The 18,944-nt window shown below is 48.4% G+C and carries 5 protein-coding genes; 3 read left to right on the forward strand and 2 right to left on the reverse strand.

All coding sequences use genetic code 11. The features are described 5' to 3' along the window. Positions 1–16 precede the first annotated feature (16 nt). Entirely contained in the window at positions 17–1,378 is a 1,362-nt protein-coding gene (locus tag AOT11_RS20615; protein WP_017422689.1) for an HlyD family type I secretion periplasmic adaptor subunit, read from the reverse strand. Then, positions 1,375–3,480 (reverse strand): RTX toxin T1SS ABC transporter subunit RtxB, encoded by a 2,106-nt coding sequence (gene rtxB / locus AOT11_RS20620; RefSeq protein WP_086016770.1) that lies wholly within the window; start codon positions 3,478–3,480, stop codon positions 1,375–1,377. The genes AOT11_RS20615 and rtxB overlap by 4 nt, the downstream gene beginning before the upstream one ends. 439 nt (positions 3,481–3,919) lie before the next feature. Here rtxB and rtxH point away from each other — a divergent pair, with 439 nt between their 5' ends. Genes rtxH through rtxA form a run of 3 tightly spaced genes read left to right on the forward strand, consistent with a single transcriptional unit; the run spans position 3,920 to position 18,891 of the window. Beyond that, positions 3,920–4,279 carry a protein RtxH gene (rtxH, locus tag AOT11_RS20625; RefSeq protein WP_011988329.1) on the forward strand — a complete coding sequence of 120 codons (360 nt, stop codon included), beginning with the start codon at positions 3,920–3,922 and terminating at the stop codon, positions 4,277–4,279. Between the two features lie 25 nt (positions 4,280–4,304). Beyond that, a complete protein-coding gene (gene rtxC, locus AOT11_RS20630; protein WP_011081431.1) occupies positions 4,305–4,766 on the forward strand; it encodes an RTX toxin-activating lysine-acyltransferase RtxC in 462 nt (153 codons plus the stop codon). Between the two features lie 22 nt (positions 4,767–4,788). After that, entirely contained in the window at positions 4,789–18,891 is a 14,103-nt protein-coding gene (gene rtxA, locus AOT11_RS20635) for an MARTX multifunctional-autoprocessing repeats-in-toxin holotoxin RtxA (protein WP_017422691.1), read from the forward strand. Positions 18,892–18,944: the final 53 nt, after the last annotated feature.

The raw sequence follows: 18,944 nt of genomic DNA on the forward strand, positions 1-18,944 counted from the left end.
AACGTAGCAGTCATCTCTATCTCTCCCTCAACGCTTCAGCTTGGTACTCGCGAATTGGGCTGAGTAGGTAGTCGATAACGCGTCGTTTATCGGTCTTAATTTCAGCGACTACTGACATACCGGGAGTGAGCTCAACCGTTTGACCATCGATGATGATATTGTTTTTCTTCAGTTGTACTTGAGCCGGGAAAACCAGGCCAAGCTGTTCGTCGGTGGTGGAATCGCGTGAAACACTCAGCAGTTCAGCGTCGATTGTTCCGTATCGAGTGTAGGGAAAAGCATCCACTTTCACGGTCACGGATTGGCCGGGGTAAATAAACCCCACGTCTTTATTGAGGATCTGAACTTCTGCCAGCTGTACGCTGTTTTCCGGTACGATGATCATTAAATTTTGCGCTGGTTGCAGCACTGCTCCAAGGGTATAGACGCTGAGTTGCTGCACGGTGCCATCCACTGGTGAGCGAATGATTTCCAACTGCTCACGCTCACGTACTTTAGAGAGCTCTTGGTTCAACGCGGCCAGCTGCAATTTAGCTTGTCGGCGTTTTTCCAACCACTCTCTTTGCTTTTGTGCTTTAAAGCCGCTTAGTCTCTCTTCAAGGCTGCGATATTGGGATTTCAGAACCTGTAACTCAGCGCGTTGCTGGCTAACTTGTCGCTGTGCTTCGAGCAGTTCTTTCTCTTGTTCTAGATACTCTACGTGGCCAATGACTTTAACCTGATTGAGCGTTTTGCGCGCTTCGAGCCTTTGACTGATGTTTTCTGTCAACTGAACCAAGGCGTTGATGTCACTTTGGCGAGCGGCTTGAGAGGTTTTATTCACCTGCATTTCCGCGTGAATACTGGCTAGTGTGGAATTAAATTCGCGCTGTTCGCTGAGATAGTTTTCAGTGATCAACGCTTGTTGCTCTGCTGGTAAGGCCGTAAACATTGGGTCCTGAACCAAAGGTTGGTCGTTGAGTAAAGTGCGGTAACGAATCAGTTCATTGGTTTGAAACTCGGATTGAGTGATCAAACGCGTGATGTCTTGATTCACCCCAAGCGTATCCAAGGTCAGCAAGGGTGCGCCTTTTTCCACACGCTGGCCATCCTTCACATGAATGCTCATGACGCGGCTTTGCTCGTAAGATTGGATAACTTGTGAGCGACCAGAAACCACAAGACGGCCTGTGGCGGTGGCTTGTACATCCAGTTTCCCCCAATACGCCCAAAGCAGCGCAGCCAGTACGCCAATACTCAGTGTTATAGCGGTTAACCGTGCAAAGGGTGATGGCGGTTTTTGAGCCAAAGCAAGATGCGCAGGCAGAAATTCATAATGGTGTTCGGCGCTTTGGCGAGGTTGCCCTTTGCCCAAGAAACGCTTAATGATGCTGATCATGCGGTGGTTTCCTCTTGTTTGAGCTCTTGCTGAAGCTGCCATAACTGTTTGTATTGTTTGCCATGGGTAAGTAATTGCTGATGCGAACCTTGTTCAACAATTGCGCCTTGATGAAGCACAATGATGCGATCGCAATCTCGCACGGTAGACAAGCGATGAGCGATAGTGATCACGGTGCGGCCTTGGGCGATGTTGGCCATGTTGGATTGAATTAACGCCTGAGATTCATCGTCCAGGGCGCTGGTGGCTTCGTCCAAAATCAATACTTTTGGATCCGACAGCAGTGTGCGTGCAATCGCGAGTCGCTGCCTTTGGCCGCCAGAGAGAGATTGCCCGCCTTCTGCTAAAATGGTGTCGTAACCCATTGGCAACTTTAAGATAAATTCGTGCGCGCCAGAGAGCTTCGCCGCTTCAATAATCTCTTCTAAGCTTGCTTCCGGCTTCGATTGGGCGATGTTCTCACTCACACTTTTGTTAAATAAGAAGTTTTCTTGTAGTACTACACCCACTTGTTGCCTCAACTGTTGAATGTGGATGTGGTTAAGTGGGATGCCATCAATCGTGATGCTGCCTTGCTCAGGACTATAAAGTCGCAATAGCAAGCGAGCCAAGGTGCTTTTTCCTGAACCTGACGTGCCGACGACGCCCAATGTCTCACCCGCTCGTATCTCCAACGACAAATCGTTGATGGTGGGGGGAATATCCGGTTGGTAACGAAAGAGGATATTTTTAAAAGAAACGGCCCCTTGAAGTGTGACGATGTCACTTCCGGTGTGTTGTTCTACTGGCAGGTTGAGCATATCCCCGAGTTTTTCGACGGCGACGCGGGTTTGGATAAATTGCCCCCACAATTCGACCATGCGCGCTAGCGGCTGGGCGATGTGATTGGTCATCATATTGAAAGCGATCAATTGACCGATGGTCATCTCAAGAGAGAGCACTTCCGTCGCCCCAAGCCACAAGATCGCGACACTGGTGATTTTTTGCAACAACTGAACTAGGTGGTTTGAGCGATTATTGAGCTGTTGGACATCGTAACCGGTTGAGACCATTTTTTCGGTTTGTTCATCCCAGCGACGAATAAAGCGCGGCTCAACCGCCAAACTTTTCAGGGTTTCACTGCCTGCCACCGTTTCGGTAAGAAAGGATGTGTTTGCCGCTGCATGTGAAAACTGCTTTTCAATCGCCGCCTGCATTCTTGGTGTTAACCACCAAGCAAGAAGGGCGTAACACGGTATTGTGGCGATGAAAAGCCAAGTGAGCGGGCCGGAAAGTAAACTCATGACATACAGGAAGACGAACATAAACAGCAGTTCGACCGTTAGAGTAAACATGGAGCCCGTTAAAAACTCACGCACGGTGTCGAGTTCTCGCACACGTGTGACAATCGCCCCGACTTGACGTGACTTGAAAAACATCAACGGTAGGCCAAACAGATGCTTAACCAGTTTTAGTCCGAGTTGTATGTCAATGCGATTGGCCGTGTGGGCATACTGATATTCACGTAGACCACGAAGGACCACTTCGATCACCCCAGTAACGACGAGGCCAAACACCAGCACATCCAGTGTTGACCAAGCTTGGTGAACCAGTACTTTGTCCATCACCACTTGGAAAAAAAGAGGCGAAATAAGCGCGAGGATCTGCAGAACAAAAGAGAACAACAGAATCTCACTCAAGACTCGTTTATGTTGCAGAAACTCGGGAATGAACCAAGTGATGTCAAAGCGAGATTGTGCTTGTTTTATTTCTAGAGATTTTTTGTTCCAAGTCGAGTTAAGTTCGTGATAAGAGACCACTTCCGGACTTTCTTTATTAGGTCTTTGTACTAAACACTTACCTTTATTAGCTTTTGCTAGAATAAATGGCGTGCCTTGTAAATCAAATAAAATGGCAGGTGTTTTTATTTTATCTATGTTTTTAAATTGTGAATGTTTTGTGGTTATTTTTACTTTGTTCTCTTTTTTTATTTTTTCGAGTTCTTCTTTGTAATTATTAGTTTTTGTTAAATTAGCATTTTCTTTAAATTGTTCTCTATTGCCGCTGATGATACTTAAATAAAAGTGAATACATATCAGCGTCAACCCTTCATTGTTGGACATAATTAAATTACTTAGCCGATGTTTATTGCAGCGTTTTTGAAGGGGCGGAATCCTATCACCGCTTGTTAACACGATCAATCATCAATTGCGGACGATTTTGCTCGTTTATTGGCCTTTGATGTGTGTTTATTGCACAGATTTGATTCAAATGAATGATGCATATCACGTTAATAGGTAATCACGGTGATTGTTACATGAATATGGTATTGAGTGAATAATGGACGATAAAAATAGAATAATTGCTCTAATATAATCAATTTAAGTCTATTGATGACCACTGTTTTACGATGTAATATTTCGACACAAAATAAACATTACAATAATTATTTATGGCTGAATTCTTATATTCTGCCTTTTAATTGAGCTTGCAGGCGGAGAGTGATTCCTTTTAAAAGGAACGATTTTCGTCTTATCTATATAAAATAAGTAGGGGAAATTTATGACTGAGAAGTTTGTTCAAACAGTATCTAGCGTTAACTACAATAAAGGTGTTTTTTCTCTTTATTTCGTCGGTCAGGATCAAAAAAACATGGCGAACGGCGTCATGGCTGAAAGCGATAATGATCTTGAACTTAAACAAGTTGTCCATATGCCTGCCTCTGGTTTTATGTATATGGTATCGATGATTAAGAACATGCTAGAAGATCCAAGAATGGAAGCTGAATTCGACAAGCTTGTTGCAGCCGGTTTTCTACCAGCAGGTGATGCTGCGGTAAACCAAGCGGAAGAATCACCAGCGGAAACTCTCGTGGAAGAGAAAGCCGCTCCGAAAAAACGCACTTCCCAAGCAAAAAAATAACAGCATATTGGTTGATATAGGGCAGATGTCTATTACACATCAACCAGCAAATCTCACATTAGCGCAAATGCAACAGATGATAGGTGGTGTCATGCTGCTCAGCCAGCACTCGCCCCTTCATCGCCGATACGTGGTTGCAGAATGGCAGCAGCGTATTTTGCCAGCTTTTGAGCTAAACCAGTTTTGCTACTACGAAGATGAGCACGGACGCCCAATTGCATTTTGTAATTGGGCGTTTGTCTCTGAGCAGATCCGAGATGAGCTGTTATCTGGAGTGCGTGAAATATCTCCATCCGACTGGCGTTCAGGCCAGCATATCTACATTCCAGAGATGATTGCTCCATTCGGGCATGGCAGAGAGGTCGTTAACGATCTTCGTCGCCGTGTATTTTTACCGTGGAAAGGGCAGAAGGTCTGCACTGTCCGCGGCAAAGTGGATGCTCAAAATGATCGCTGTATCAGAAAGATACAGTGGTTTTCTATTTAACTCCTAAAGAAGAGTTTGGCTTATGGGAAAACCATTTTGGAGAAGTGTTGAATACTTCTTCACAGGGAACTATTCCGCCGACGATGGCAACAACAGTATTGTTGCCATCGGTTTTGGTGGAGAAATCCATGCCTACGGTGGTGATGATCATGTCACTGTCGGATCGATTGGTGCAACGGTTTATACCGGCAGCGGCAACGATACGGTCGTAGGCGGTTCGGCATATCTAAGAGTGGAAGACACCAGTGGGCACCTTTCTGTCAAAGGTGCTGCTGGGTATGCAGACATTAACAAAAGTGGCGATGGCAATGTGTCATTTGCCGGCGCCGCTGGCGGTGTGTCGATTGATCACCTAGGTAATCATGGTGATGTCAATTATGGCGGCGCAGCGGCTTATAATGGCATTACCCGCAAAGGTTTGAGCGGCAACGTCACCTTTAAAGGCGCTGGCGGTTATAATGCCCTTTGGCATGAAACCAACCAAGGTAATCTCTCTTTTGCTGGTGCAGGTGCGGGCAATAAACTAGACCGTACTTGGTTTAACCGCTATCAAGATTCTCGTGGTGATGTGACGTTTGATGGCGCTGGCGCGGCAAACAGCATCAGTTCACGTGTTGAAACCGGCAACATTACTTTCCGTGGTGCTGGTGCTGACAACCATTTGGTCCGTAAAGGCAAAGTAGGCGATGTTACCTTGCAAGGTGCGGGGGCATCAAACCGCATTGAGCGTACACGCCAAGCGGAAGATGTTTACGCGCAAACACGCGGCAATATTCGCTTTGAAGGTGTCGGTGGTTACAACAGTCTTTACTCTGATGTGGCTCATGGTGACATTCATTTCTCGGGTGGCGGTGCGTACAACACCATTATTCGTAAAGGTTCTGGAAATGACTTTGCGAAAGAAGGCATGACCAATGCTAAGGCTGATGAGATTGTATTAACTAAGGCCGTGATGAGTGGCTCATGGATAGGGCAAGATCATCATGTCACAGCGGTGAAATCGGCTAGCGAGCCTAATACATATCTTTTTGCTTTCGCAGACTCTACGTATACCAAAATTAACAAAGTACAGTTACGCAATGATCCTCAAACTGGAGAACTGAAATATTACTCTACGGCTTGGTATAAAGAGGGTAACCATCTAAGCAACTTAGCGAATCAAGACATTTCCGACAACGGTGGTTTCACAGCCGTTAATATCAATGGCGCCTACACGCTATCTGACCTCAAAGTTGAACATCAGCAATCGTTAACCGTTCACGCGGTTGAGAAAGACCTGACCGAATATGAGTGGGTGACCTACGCTAATGGTGCACTGATTGATGCGAAAGATGTGGCATTGTCAGAGGCGAAAATGGGCGGCACTGCCATCTCGACAGATGGGACGACAGTTGATGTTCAAGCGGTGAAATCAAACCGCAAACCAAACACTTATGTTTACGCAAAAGTGCTTGGACCTTACACAAAAATTGTGGTGGTTGAACTTGCTAATGATCCCAAAACAGGGGCGCTTAAGTATCAAGCTCGCTCTTGGTACAAAGAAGGCAATCATACCGCAGACCTCGCCAATGAAGATATTTCGTCTGCAAACGGATATCACTCGATGGGCAAAGGTGGCTATTCACTCAGCGATCTGCATTACAGCGTAAACGCGGTAAGAAGCACCAGTGAAACCGTGGCCGATATCGACGAGTACACCGATCAAACCTTGTTTAAGCCAGCGACCGATAGCGGTGAAAGCTCTGGTGATGTGTATTTCAATGGTGCGGGTGGCGGCAACGTCATTAAGTCCAATGTGACTCGCGGCAATGTCTACTTTAATGGTGGCGGTATCGCTAACGTCATCCTCCACAGTTCGCAATTCGGTAATACCGAGTTCAACGGTGGTGGCGCAGCAAACGTGATTGTCAAAAGTGGCGAGGAAGGGGATCTTACCTTCCGCGGTGCGGGTTTGGCGAACGTGTTGGTTCACCAAAGTAAGCAAGGCAAGATGGATGTTTACGCGGGCGGAGCGGTAAACGTATTGGTTCGTATTGGCGATGGTCAATACCTTGCGCATTTGCTGGCTTACGGCAACATTTCCGTGCACAAAGGCAATGGTAACAGCCGTGTCGTCATGCTCGGGGGTTACAACACCCATACCCAAATTGGCTCTGGCAACGGCTTGTGGTTAGCGGCGGGCGGCTTCAACGTGATGACGCAAGTGGGTAAAGGTGATGTAGCATCGGTACTGGCTGGCGGCGCAAACGTGCTCACCAAAGTGGGTGACGGCGATCTAACCGCAGGTATGCTGGGCGGCGCAAACGTGATTACCCACATCAGCGGCGACAACGAAACCTCGAACACCACAGCGGTAGCCCTAGGCGGAGCCAACATTCTCACCAAAAAAGGCAAAGGGAATGCCCTTGCGGTGATGGGCGGTGGCGCAAACGTGCTGACGCATGTGGGCGATGGCACAACAACAGGCGTAATGGTCGGCGGTGCGAATATCCTCACCAAAGTGGGTAACGGTGACACAACAGGCATTATGCTTGGTGTGGGTAACGTACTAACGCATGTTGGTGATGGCCAAACTCTTGGTGTAATGGGCGCGGCGGGTAACATCTTCACCAAAGTGGGTGATGGAACCTCTATTGCGGTCATGATTGGTGCCGGCAACATCTTTACCCATGTGGGCGAAGGGAATGCTTGGGCGCTGATGGGCGGTTTGGGTAACGTCTTTACAAAAGTCGGCAACGGTGATGCGCTAGCCTTAATGGTGGCAGAAGCCAACGTCTTCACTCACATTGGTGATGGCATGTCGGTCGCACTGATGTTAGCCAAAGGCAACGTTGCGACAAAAGTGGGTAACGGAACCACACTGGCTGCAATGGTTGGTAACGCCAATATCTTCACTCACGTAGGCAGTGGCAGCACGTTTGCTGCAATGATCGGTCAAGCCAACATCATGACCAAAGTGGGCGATGATCTCACTGCGGCTCTGATGGTCGGTAAAGCCAACATCTACACCCATGTCGGTGATGGAACCAGCCTAGGAATATTCGCAGGCGAAGTGAACGTGATGACTAAGGTCGGTAACGGCACAACCTTAGCGGCGATGTTCGGTAAAGCCAACATCATGACACACGTCGGCGATGGTCTAACGGGCGTTTTAGCGCTGGGCGAAGCCAATATTGTCACCAAAGTGGGTGATGATTTCATGGGCGTTGTAGCGGCAGCAAAAGCCAACGTCGTGACTCATGTGGGCGATGCAACAACCGCGGCTGTCTTGGCTGGTAAAGGCAATATCCTAACCAAAGTGGGCGAAGGCACCACGGTAGGGTTGTTGATTTCCGATATTGGCAACGTGATGACTCATGTCGGAGATGGCACGACCATTGGTATTGCCAAGGGCAAGGCAAACATCATTACCAAAGTCGGTGATGGTTTGGGCGTCAATGTCGCTTGGGGGCAAGCAAACGTGTTTACCCAAGTGGGCGACGGTGATCGCTATAACTTTGCCAAAGGTGAAGCCAACGTCATCACCAAAGTGGGGGATGGCCAAGAAGTCTCCGTGGTGCAAGGTAAAGCCAACATCATTACTCATGTGGGCAATGGCGACGACTACACCGGAGCTTGGGGCAAAGCGAACGTCATTACTAAAGTGGGTAATGGCCGTAACGTGGTGCTGGCAAAAGGTGAAGCCAATATCGTGACCCAAGTAGGTGATGGTGACAGCTTTAACGCACTTTGGAGCAAAGGCAACATTGTCACCAAAGTGGGTGATGGTATGCAGGTGACGGCAGCAAAAGGCAAAGCCAATATCACCACCACCGTCGGTGATGGCTTGAGCGTGACAGCCGCCTATGGTGATGCCAACATCAATACCAAAGTCGGTGATGGTGTATCTGTTAACGTTGCTTGGGGCAAATATAACATCAACACCAAAGTGGGTGATGGCTTGAATGTTGCCGTGATGAAAGGCAAAGCGAACGCCAATATTCATATTGGTGATGGCCTAGGCATTAACGCTTCTTACGCACAAAATAACGTCGCAATCAAAATCGGCAACGGTGATTTCTACAGCTTGGCCGTTGCGTCAAGCAACACCAGCAGCAACAAGCTCTCGGCACTGTTTGATAATATCAAGCAAACCGTACTTGGTGTCGGTGGTAGCCAAGCGATCAACTACTTGGTTCAAGGTGATGAAGCATCGTCATCCGGTACGCAAAAAGGCCGTGGTGCGATTGCAACACCTGAAATCACTAAGTTGGATGGTTTCCAAATGGATGCCATTGAAGAAGTGGGCTCGGACTTGGGTGATAGCCTTACAGGCAGTGTCACTAAGGTAGATACCCCAGATCTCAACAAGATGCAAAATGCGCTCGACGTTGACGGCTCTTCTGATCAAACTCAAGCCCCGAATCTCATTGTGAATGGTGATTTTGAGCAAGGTGATCAAGGGTGGAAATCGACACACGGTGTTGAAGCTTCCTATTCGGGCAACGTCTATGGCGTGAATGGTGAAGGGCATGGCGCACGTGTGACGGAACTGGATACCTACACCAACACCAGTCTCTATCAAGATCTGACCGATCTAACGGAAGGCGAAGTCATTGCTGTGAGCTTTGATTTTGCAAAACGTGCAGGTCTATCGAATAACGAAGGTATTGAAGTTCTTTGGAACGGCGAAGTCGTCTTCTCATCGTCTGGTGACGCCTCTGCTTGGCAGCAAAAAACCTTAAAACTGACCGCACATGCCGGCAGTAACCGAATCGAATTCAAAGGCACAGGCCAAAATGATGGACTGGGCTATATCCTAGATAATGTCGTGGCGAAATCGGAATCGTCGCAACAAGCCAATGCAGTGAGTGAGCACGCGACACAAAATCAAGCGTCGCAGAATGCCCTATCAGATAAAGAGCGCGCAGAAGCGGATCGCCAACGTCTTGAACAAGAAAAGCAGAAACAGCTTGATGCTGTCGCGGGTTCACAAAGTCAGTTGGAGTCGACCGACCAACAAGCGTTAGAAAATAACGGTCAAGCTCAACGTGATGCGGTGAAAGAAGAGTCGGAAGCCGTGACCGCTGAGTTGACAAAACTGGCGCAAGGTCTCGACGTGCTTGATGGCCAAGCAACGCATACTGGTGAGTCAGGCGACCAATGGCGCAACGATTTTGCCGGTGGTCTGCTCGATGGCGTTCAACGCCAGCTCGACGATGCCAAGCAGCTCGCCAATGACAAGATTGCTGCAGCGAAGCAGACGCAGTCTGACAATAACAGCAAAGTTAAAGAGTCCGTTGCGAAGTCTGAAGCGGGTGTCGCAAAAGGTGAGCAAAATCGAGCAGGCGCAGAGCAAGACATTGCTGATGCTAAAGCCGATGCAGAAACACGCCAAGCCGATGCTATGGCGAAAAGTAACGATGCGAAACAGGCCGAATCCGACGCACACAGCGCAGCAAACGACGCGCAATCGCGTGGTGATCGTGATGCGATGAATGCCGAAAATAAAGCCAACCAAGCGCAAAAAGATGCAAAAGGGACGAAGCAGAATGAAGGCGATCGCCCTGACCGCGAAGGCGTGACTGGCAGCGGCCTTTCGGGTAACGCTCATCGCGTAGAAGGCGCTGGCGAAACGGGCAGTCATGTCACCAATGACAGCCAAACAAACGCCGATGGTCGATTCAGTGAAGGTCTAAGCGAACAAGAGCAAGAAGCGCTGGAAGGTGCGACAAACGCAGTGAACCGTCTGCAAATTAACGCAGGTATTCGCGGAAAGAACAGCAGTAGCACAATCAGCTCAATGTTCACCGAAACAAACTCCGACAGCATTGTGGTGCCAACCGCTGCGTCTCAGGATGTGGTCCGAAAAGAGATCCGCATTTCAGGGGTGAACCTAGAAGGGCTTGGTGAAGCTTCGCATGACACTGCTGAATCGCTTGTGTCTGCTCGCGCAGAAAAAGTGGCGAATCTTTATCGCTGGCTAGACACCGATAATGATGCGGCGACAGATAAGTATGTACCAGTTCCAGGTTTTGAGCGCGTCGATGCCGATGTCTCTGATGAAGCCAAGGAGCGCATGATTCAATTTGTTGGTGGCTACATCGAACACACTGACAACCAAGTACCGAAAGATCAAGCGCAAGCATTAGCCACTTTGTTTGTTGAAGCGACGCTCGATTATGACTGGGACAAACGCGTTGAATTTCTCACCAAGCTTGAGAGCTATGGTTATAGTTTTGAAGCGCCACACGGTGAGAAAAGCATTGTTTCGTTCTGGTCTGGTAGAAACTTTAAGGAATACCGAAACGTACTCGACAATGCGCAAGCTGATGGCAAAAAGGTAGTGTACGACATTGATGTTAAGGGCAATGCGTTTGCAATCGACCTAAACAAGCAATTAATGCGTTGGGGGGGCATGTTCCTTGACCCAGATAACGCAGAGCAAAATCAATTGAAATCGTCAATTGATGCAGCAACGTTCAGCAATACAGGTTTTTGGAGTTCAGTCTATGCGACGGGCGCACAAAATGATGTTTATGTCATCGCGGAAGGCGGCATGCGTCTTGGTAACTATTTCTGGAATGTTGAGCTTCCTGCGCTGCGTCAATTGCAACGCGAAGGACTAGTGGGTGAAATTCGACTGCTGGATAAGCCAGTCTCAGCATACAAAGATATTCCTGTCGAAGATATTGGGCGCAGACTTACTGATGCAGGTGTTGCCGTTAAAGTACGCTTTGATGCGTTGAGTCACGAAAAACAAGCTGATCTTTTGGCCGACAATCCAGATGGTTACAAAGCCGATACGCTGGTTGAGCTGGATGTGAAGCTAAGTGCGATCGATAGCATGTTGCGTGAATCTCTACCATTCTATTCACTTCGTACTGAGCGCAACCTGTTAGTGCAAGAAGGCGAAGAAGGTTTTGAAGTTCGTTCGTGGCCGGGAACCGATGGAAAGAGCAAGACCATTCTGCTTGATAATCCAGAAGATGCAGCTCAACAAAAATCCATTGAGCGCTTTATCTTGGCAAACTTTGACAACTTCGAGCAGATGCCAGATGAGCTGTTCTTAGTGGATAACAAGGTGCTCTCGCATCACGATGGCCGCACGCGAATTTTAGCGCAAAAAGAAGACGGTGCTTGGACGTACAATGCCAATGTAGAACTGATGTCTGTGACTGAGCTGCTCGATGCTGCTCATGTAAGCGGTAAAGTTCGCGGTGAAAGTTACCAACAAGTGATCGACGCTCTGACTGAGTATCATGCGAGTACGGCTGAACACGCAGACTATGAACTGACATCTGTGGAAAAACTGCTCAACCTACGTAAACAGGTTGAAGGCTATGTGCTTGGGCATCCGGATTCTGGCCGTGTGCAAGCAATGAACGCACTGTTAAATCAGGTGAATTCCCGTCTAGAAGCCGTCTCTGTGCTTGTGGTCTCTGAGCAAAGCATCAAAGCTCATGATAGCTTTAGCCATCTGTATGACCAGCTTGATAACGCCAACTTGAAAGAGAGTAAACATCTGTATCTGGATGGAAACGGCGATTTTGTCACTAAGGGTAAAGGCAATCTTGCCAATATCGACAAGCTAGGCGGTAGCGATGCTGTACTTGAAAAAGTAAAAGCAGCCGTAAGTCATGAATATGGTCAAGTCGTTGCCGATACGATCTTCGCAGGGCTTTCTGCAAACGATCTGGCAAAAGATGGTAAAGGTATTGATATCGCTGGTTTAAACAAAGTACACCAAGCGATTGAACAGCACATGTCGCCAGTGAGCGCAACCATGTACATCTGGAAGCCGAGTGATCACAGCGCACTAGGTCATGCCGCATTGCAAATTGGCCAAGGTCGCACGCAGCTTGAAGGTCAAGCCGCGGCAGACTTCAACAAGCAGAATTATGTGAGTTGGTGGCCACTAGGTAGCAAGTCATCCAATATTCGCAATATCTTCAACGTTGCAACAGAAGATCAGCCTGATCTTAAATTGCGTTGGAGCGATTTCAGCCAACCAGCTCATCAAAATGACACACTTGAGCACGATATGGCATCGGAAGAAAACGACGGCTTTGGTTTGAATGATGGTGAAACTAAGCTGAAACGCTTTGTCGAGAAGCTCAACGCCGCGAAAGGTATCGATGCTTCATACAAAGACGCTTCTGAAGGTTATGCGAGTGTACTATTGGGCAATCCGGATATGCTTGCATCGACAGGCATTCCAGCGCATGTTTTCCAGCCATTCGTCGACCAATGGAATGACACCAGCTACGACATGATGGACGTAGCAAACCGTTTTGCTGAAGAGCTACAGAAACAAGCTCAGGCAAGCGGTGACCCAGCCCTTGTGGAAAAACGTATCGACAACGTGGTTCGTCTGTTTGCTGAAAGAGCGCTAGAAGAAATTGAAGCCTTTAAGGCCAGCCAAGCAGATGAAGGCCGAGTGTTCCGCATTAACCTAGAAGGGTTGGATGTGGCGGCGATGCAAGCTGAATGGAACCGTCTAAGTAACGATCCGGATGCTCGCTATCAGTTGTTGACCAAAAACTGCTCAAGTACAGTCGCAAAAGTGTTGAAAGCGGGTGGCGCTGACAAACTTATTGGCCACACATGGCGACCTAAGTTTGGCGTTTGGACGCCGACAGAGCTTTTCAACTTTGGTCAGGCGCTGCAGGAAGCTCAGCTTGAAATTGCCGCGAAGAAGCAAAGTCATCAAGCCACTGATCTACTCGATGCCTTGTCAGGAAATGAGAAGCGCAAAGAAAACGTGGCGATTGAAAATGATGGCACACCACCGCGCGATAAAGAATCTCTTAGCCCGTTGACTCGATTCCTCAACAATGAGCTATACGGTGAGAAAGACGCGCGTCGTAAGATAGGTGAGATCACGCAAACCCTACTTGACCATGCGGTAGAAAATGGTGAATCGCAGAAAGTCACCCTCAAAGGGGAAGCTGGCCGTCTAACGGGGTATTACCATCAGGGAGCGGCTTCAAGCAAAGGTGAAACAAGCGCGACCAGCGGCAAAGTCGTATTGTTCCTGCACGGTTCTGGTTCTTCTGCTGAAGAGCAAGCGAGCGCAATTCGCAACCACTACCAGAAGCAAGGTATCGACATGCTCGCAGTCAACCTGCGTGGCTATGGTGAAAGCGACGGCGGACCAAGCGAAAAAGGCTTGTACCAAGATGCTCGCACCATGTTCAACTACCTAGTGAATGACAAGGGTATTGACCCAAGCAACATCATCATTCACGGCTACTCAATGGGTGGTCCAATTGCCGCAGATCTAGCCCGTTATGCAGCGCAAAATGGCCAAGCGGTTTCTGGCTTATTGCTTGATCGTCCTATGCCAAGTATGACCAAAGCGATCACCGCTCATGAAGTGGCGAATCCAGCGGGCATTGTGGGGGCTATCGCGAAAGCGGTTAACGGCCAGTTCTCAGTGGAGAAGAACCTAAAAGGCTTGCCAAAAGAGACGCCGATTCTGCTGCTAACGGACAACGAAGGCTTAGGCGAAGAAGGCGAGAAGCTACGAGCTAAACTCGCGATTGCTGGCTACAACGTCACGGGTGAACAAACCTTCTATGGCCACGAAGCGAGCAACCGCTTGATGGGTCAGTACGCGGATCAAATTGTCTCCGGTCTGTTCAATGCAGAGCAAGCAGCGGTAGAAGCGGGCGAAGTGCTGAAAGGGCTAGAGAAAGACTTTAAACGCTATGGCGACGCGCTGAAACCAGATACGAGCGTACCGGGTAAAGCGAAAGACATTCGCACTACCAAAGATTTCCTAAATGGTTACAAAAACGACCATGCGAAGGACATCGTTGACGGCTTCCGCTCAGATATGAGCATCAAGCAACTGGTGGATTTGTTTGTTAAAGGCAACTGGAGTGAAGAGCAAAAAGGTGCGCTTGCTTGGGAAATTGAAAGTCGTGCACTGAAAGTGACGTTCCAGAACAAGTCTGAGAAGTACAACCGATTGTTCCGTGAGATTGCTTCTGCTGGTGTTGTGGATGCGAAAGCAACTGAACAACTCGCGCCACAGTTAATGCTGTTGAATCTAGCGAATGACGGTTTTGGAGGACGTTGTGACCCACTTTCTAAACTCGTTTTGGTTGCGAAACAGCTGGAAAACGATGGTCAAGTTGGTGTGGCAAGACAACTGTTGGAGAAGATGTACTCAGCGGCAGCGGTGCTGAGCAATCCAACGCTTTACTCAGACAGTGAAAAAGCCAATGCAAGCAAGTTGCTCAGCAGCTTGGCGGCCATTCATGCGAAGAACCCAATGCATGATACGTCGATGAAAGTGTGGCAGGAAAAGCTGGAAGGCAAGCAAGCGCTGACCGTAAACGGTGTGGTTGAGAAAATCACGGATGCATCAGCTAACGGTAAACCTGTTTTGTTGGAACTTGATGCACCGAAACACGCAATGGCGGCTTGGGCGAAAGGCTCTGGTGACGAGCGGGTTTACGGCTTCTATGATCCAAATGCTGGCATCGTAGAGTTCTCATCAGCAGAGAAGTTTAGCGCCTACCTAACGCGTTTCTTCGGCAAGTCCGATCTGGACATGGCTCAACGCTACGAATTGGGTAAAAACGCCGCAGGGGAGCCGATCTTCAACCGTGTGGTGGTAATGGATGGCAACACATTAGCGAGTTATAAGCCAACATTTGGCGATAAGACCACTATGCAGGGAATCCTCGATTTGCCTGTGTTTGACGCGACACCGATTAAAAAAACTGGTACTTCAGATGTCGATGGCAATGCAAAAATCGTAGATGTCACGAAAGAAGCATTGGCTGATGGAAAAATACTTCACAATCAAAATGTGAATGATTGGGAACGTGTTGTCGTGACTCCGACAGCAGACGGTGGCGAAACCCGTTTTGATGGTCAAATCATCGTGCAAATGGAGAACGATGCTGTTGCTGCAAAAGCGGCTGCGAACCTTGCGGGCAAGCACCCAGAAAGCAGTGTGGTGGTGCAGCTCGATTCTGATGGTAACTATCGCGTGGTGTATGGCGATCCATCAAAACTGGATGGAAAGCTACGCTGGCAGTTAGTGGGTCATGGTCGTGACCACTCAGAAAGTAACAACACACGTTTAAGTGGTTACAGTGCTGATGAGCTGGCTGTGAAATTGGCCAAGTTCCAGCAGTCGTTTAATCAAGCGGAAAATGTCAGCAGTAAGCCAGATCATATCAGTATTGTTGGCTGCTCTTTGGTGAGTGACGACAAGCAAAAAGGCTTTGGTCATCAGTTTATTAACGCGATGGATGTGAATGGTCTTCGTGTCGATGTTTCTGTTCGCAGTGCCAAAGTTTACATCAATGAAATGGGACGAAAACTTTATTTTGATGGAAAGGATTCTTGGGTTAACAAGGCTATAAACAGCAAAGTTTTGCTAAGTTGGAATGGTCAAGGTGAAGTTGTTGCCAAGGATGAGCGTATTCGCAATGGTATTGCGGAAGGCGACATCGATTTATCTCGTATTGGTATCAGCGACGTTGACGAGCCAGCTCGTGGTGCGATTGGTGACAACAACGATGTGTTTGATGCGCCAGAAAAACGCAAAGCGGAGACAGAGACCTCATCTTCTTCTGCAAACAACAAGCTCAGCTACTCAGGTAATATTCAAGTCAACGTGGGTGATGGTGAGTTTACCGCAGTGAACTGGGGCACATCGAATGTGGGTATCAAAGTCGGCACGGGTGGCTTTAAGTCGTTGGCCTTTGGTGACAATAACGTCATGATTCACATCGGCAATGGTGAGAGTAAGCACAGCTTCGATATTGGTGGTTATCAGGCACTAGAAGGTGCGCAAATGTTCATCGGTAATCGCAACGTGAGCTTCAACAAAGGTCGAAGCAATGATCTGATTGTGATGATGGATAAGTCAATTCCGACTCCGCCATTGGTCAACCCGTTTGACGGTGCCGCTCGTATTTCGGGTGTGCTACAAAGCATTGCCACTTCGGGTGAGGGCAAAGATTGGCTTGCGGCTCAAGAACAGCAATGGACATTGTCTGGTGCGAAAAAGTTCGTCAAAGATATGTCTGGTTTGGATCAGAGCAGCAGTGTTGATTACACCAGCTTGGTTGAACTGGACTCGCAGAATGAGCGCAGTAGCCGTGGCTTGAAGCACGATGCAGAAGCAGCTCTGAACAAGCAGTACAACCAATGGCTAAGCGGCAACGGTAACAATGACACCAGCAAGCTCAGCCGTGCAGATAAGCTGCGTCAAGCCAATGAGAAGCTTGCGTTTAACTTTGCCGTGGGTGGTCAAGGTGCGGATATCCAAGTGACGACAGGTAACTGGAACTTCATGTTTGGTGACAACATCCAGTCTATTTTGGATACCAACCTAGGTTCACTATTTGGCCTCATGACACAGCAGTTCTCTGCCACGGGTCAGGCCAAAACAACCTTCACCTACACGCCAGAAGATTTGCCTCGTCAGCTTAAGAATAAGCTATTAGGTCAGTTAGCTGGCGTGGGTGCAGAGACCACGCTGGCGGATATTTTTGGCGTGGATTACACCGCGTCAGGTCACATTGTTTCGCGTAATGGTGAAGCCGTTGATGGCGTGGCGATTCTCAAAGAGATGTTGGAGGTCATTGGTGAGTTCAGTGGTGACCAACTGCAAGCCTTTGTTGATCCTACCAAGCTAGTAAATAGCCTAGAGGCGGGTATCAACATGGGGGCAGATGGCATTAAGTCTTTTGCTGAAACTCATGGACTGAAAGAGAAAGCGCCAGAAGAGGAAGAGAGTAAGCCTTCGGTTTCTCTCAATGGTGAGACCTTAAACAGTACGCAAGGTGCGACTGTGGCTGATGGCAGCACTGAAACAACAGAAACGCCAGATCGTGCCTTCGGCTTTAACTCACTTAACCTGCCTAACTTGTTTGCCACTATTTTTAGTCAAGACAAGCAGAAAGAGATGAAATCGCTGGTGGCAAATCTCAAAGAGAATCTCACCGCTGATCTGCTGAACATGAAAGAGAAAACGTTTGATTTCCTTCGTAACAGTGGTCATCTCCAAGGTGATGGCGATATCAACCTCTCCCTAGGAAACTACAACTTCAACTGGGGTGGTGATGGTAAAGATCTCGGTGCGTATCTAGGAGACAACAACAACTTCTGGGGTGGACGAGGCGATGATGTGTTCTACGCAACAGGCACGTCAAACATCTTCACGGGCGGCGAAGGCAATGACATGGGCGTTCTGATGGGACGTGAAAACATGATGTTTGGTGGTGATGGCAACGACACGGCAGTGGTTGCAGGACGCATTAACCATGTCTTCCTTGGTGCCGGTGATGACCAGTCGTTTGTCTTTGGTGAGGGCGGTGAGATTGACACCGGCTCAGGCCGTGACTACGTGGTGACGTCTGGCAACTTCAACCGTGTGGATACGGGTGACGATCAAGACTACTCCGTGACGATTGGCAACAACAACCAAGTAGAGCTAGGCGCTGGCGATGACTTTGCCAATGTCTTCGGTAACTACAACCGTATCAATGCAAGCGCTGGCAACGATGTTGTGAAGCTAATGGGCTATCACGCGGTGTTGAATGGCGGTGAGGGCGAGGATCATCTTATCGCAGCGGCCATTTCTAAGTTCAGTCAATTCAACGGTGGCGAAGGGCGCGATCTGATGGTGTTGGGTGGTTATCAAAATACGTTCAAAGGTGGCACGGATGTGGACAGCTTTGTGGTGAGCGGTGATGTTATCGACAACCTTGTTGAAGACATTCGCAGCGAAGATAACATTGTCTTCAATGGTATTGATTGGCAGAAGCTGTGGTTCGAACGCAGCGGATACGACCTGAAGTTGTCTATTCTTCGTGACCCGGCAAGTGACAGTGACCAAGCGAAGTTTGAGCATATTGGTTCGGTGACGTTCAGTGATTACTTTAACGGTAATCGAGCGCAGGTGATCATCGCAATGGGTGAGAAAGACGCGACGGGTGAACGTGAGTACACCACCTTGTCTGAGAGTGCAATTGATGCGCTGGTACAAGCCATGAGTGGCTTTGACCCTCAGGCGGGTGACAATGGATTCATCGATAACCTAGACAGCAAATCTCGCGTGGCGATTACCACTGCGTGGGCAGACGTTGTTCATAAAAAGGGTATAACGGTGTAATATTCACCTTCCATTAATATCAAAGCCGCCTGAATAAAGGCGGCTTTTTTATG

The sequence above is a fragment of the Vibrio vulnificus NBRC 15645 = ATCC 27562 genome (genome assembly GCF_002224265.1).
Lineage (GTDB): Bacteria > Pseudomonadota > Gammaproteobacteria > Enterobacterales > Vibrionaceae > Vibrio > Vibrio vulnificus.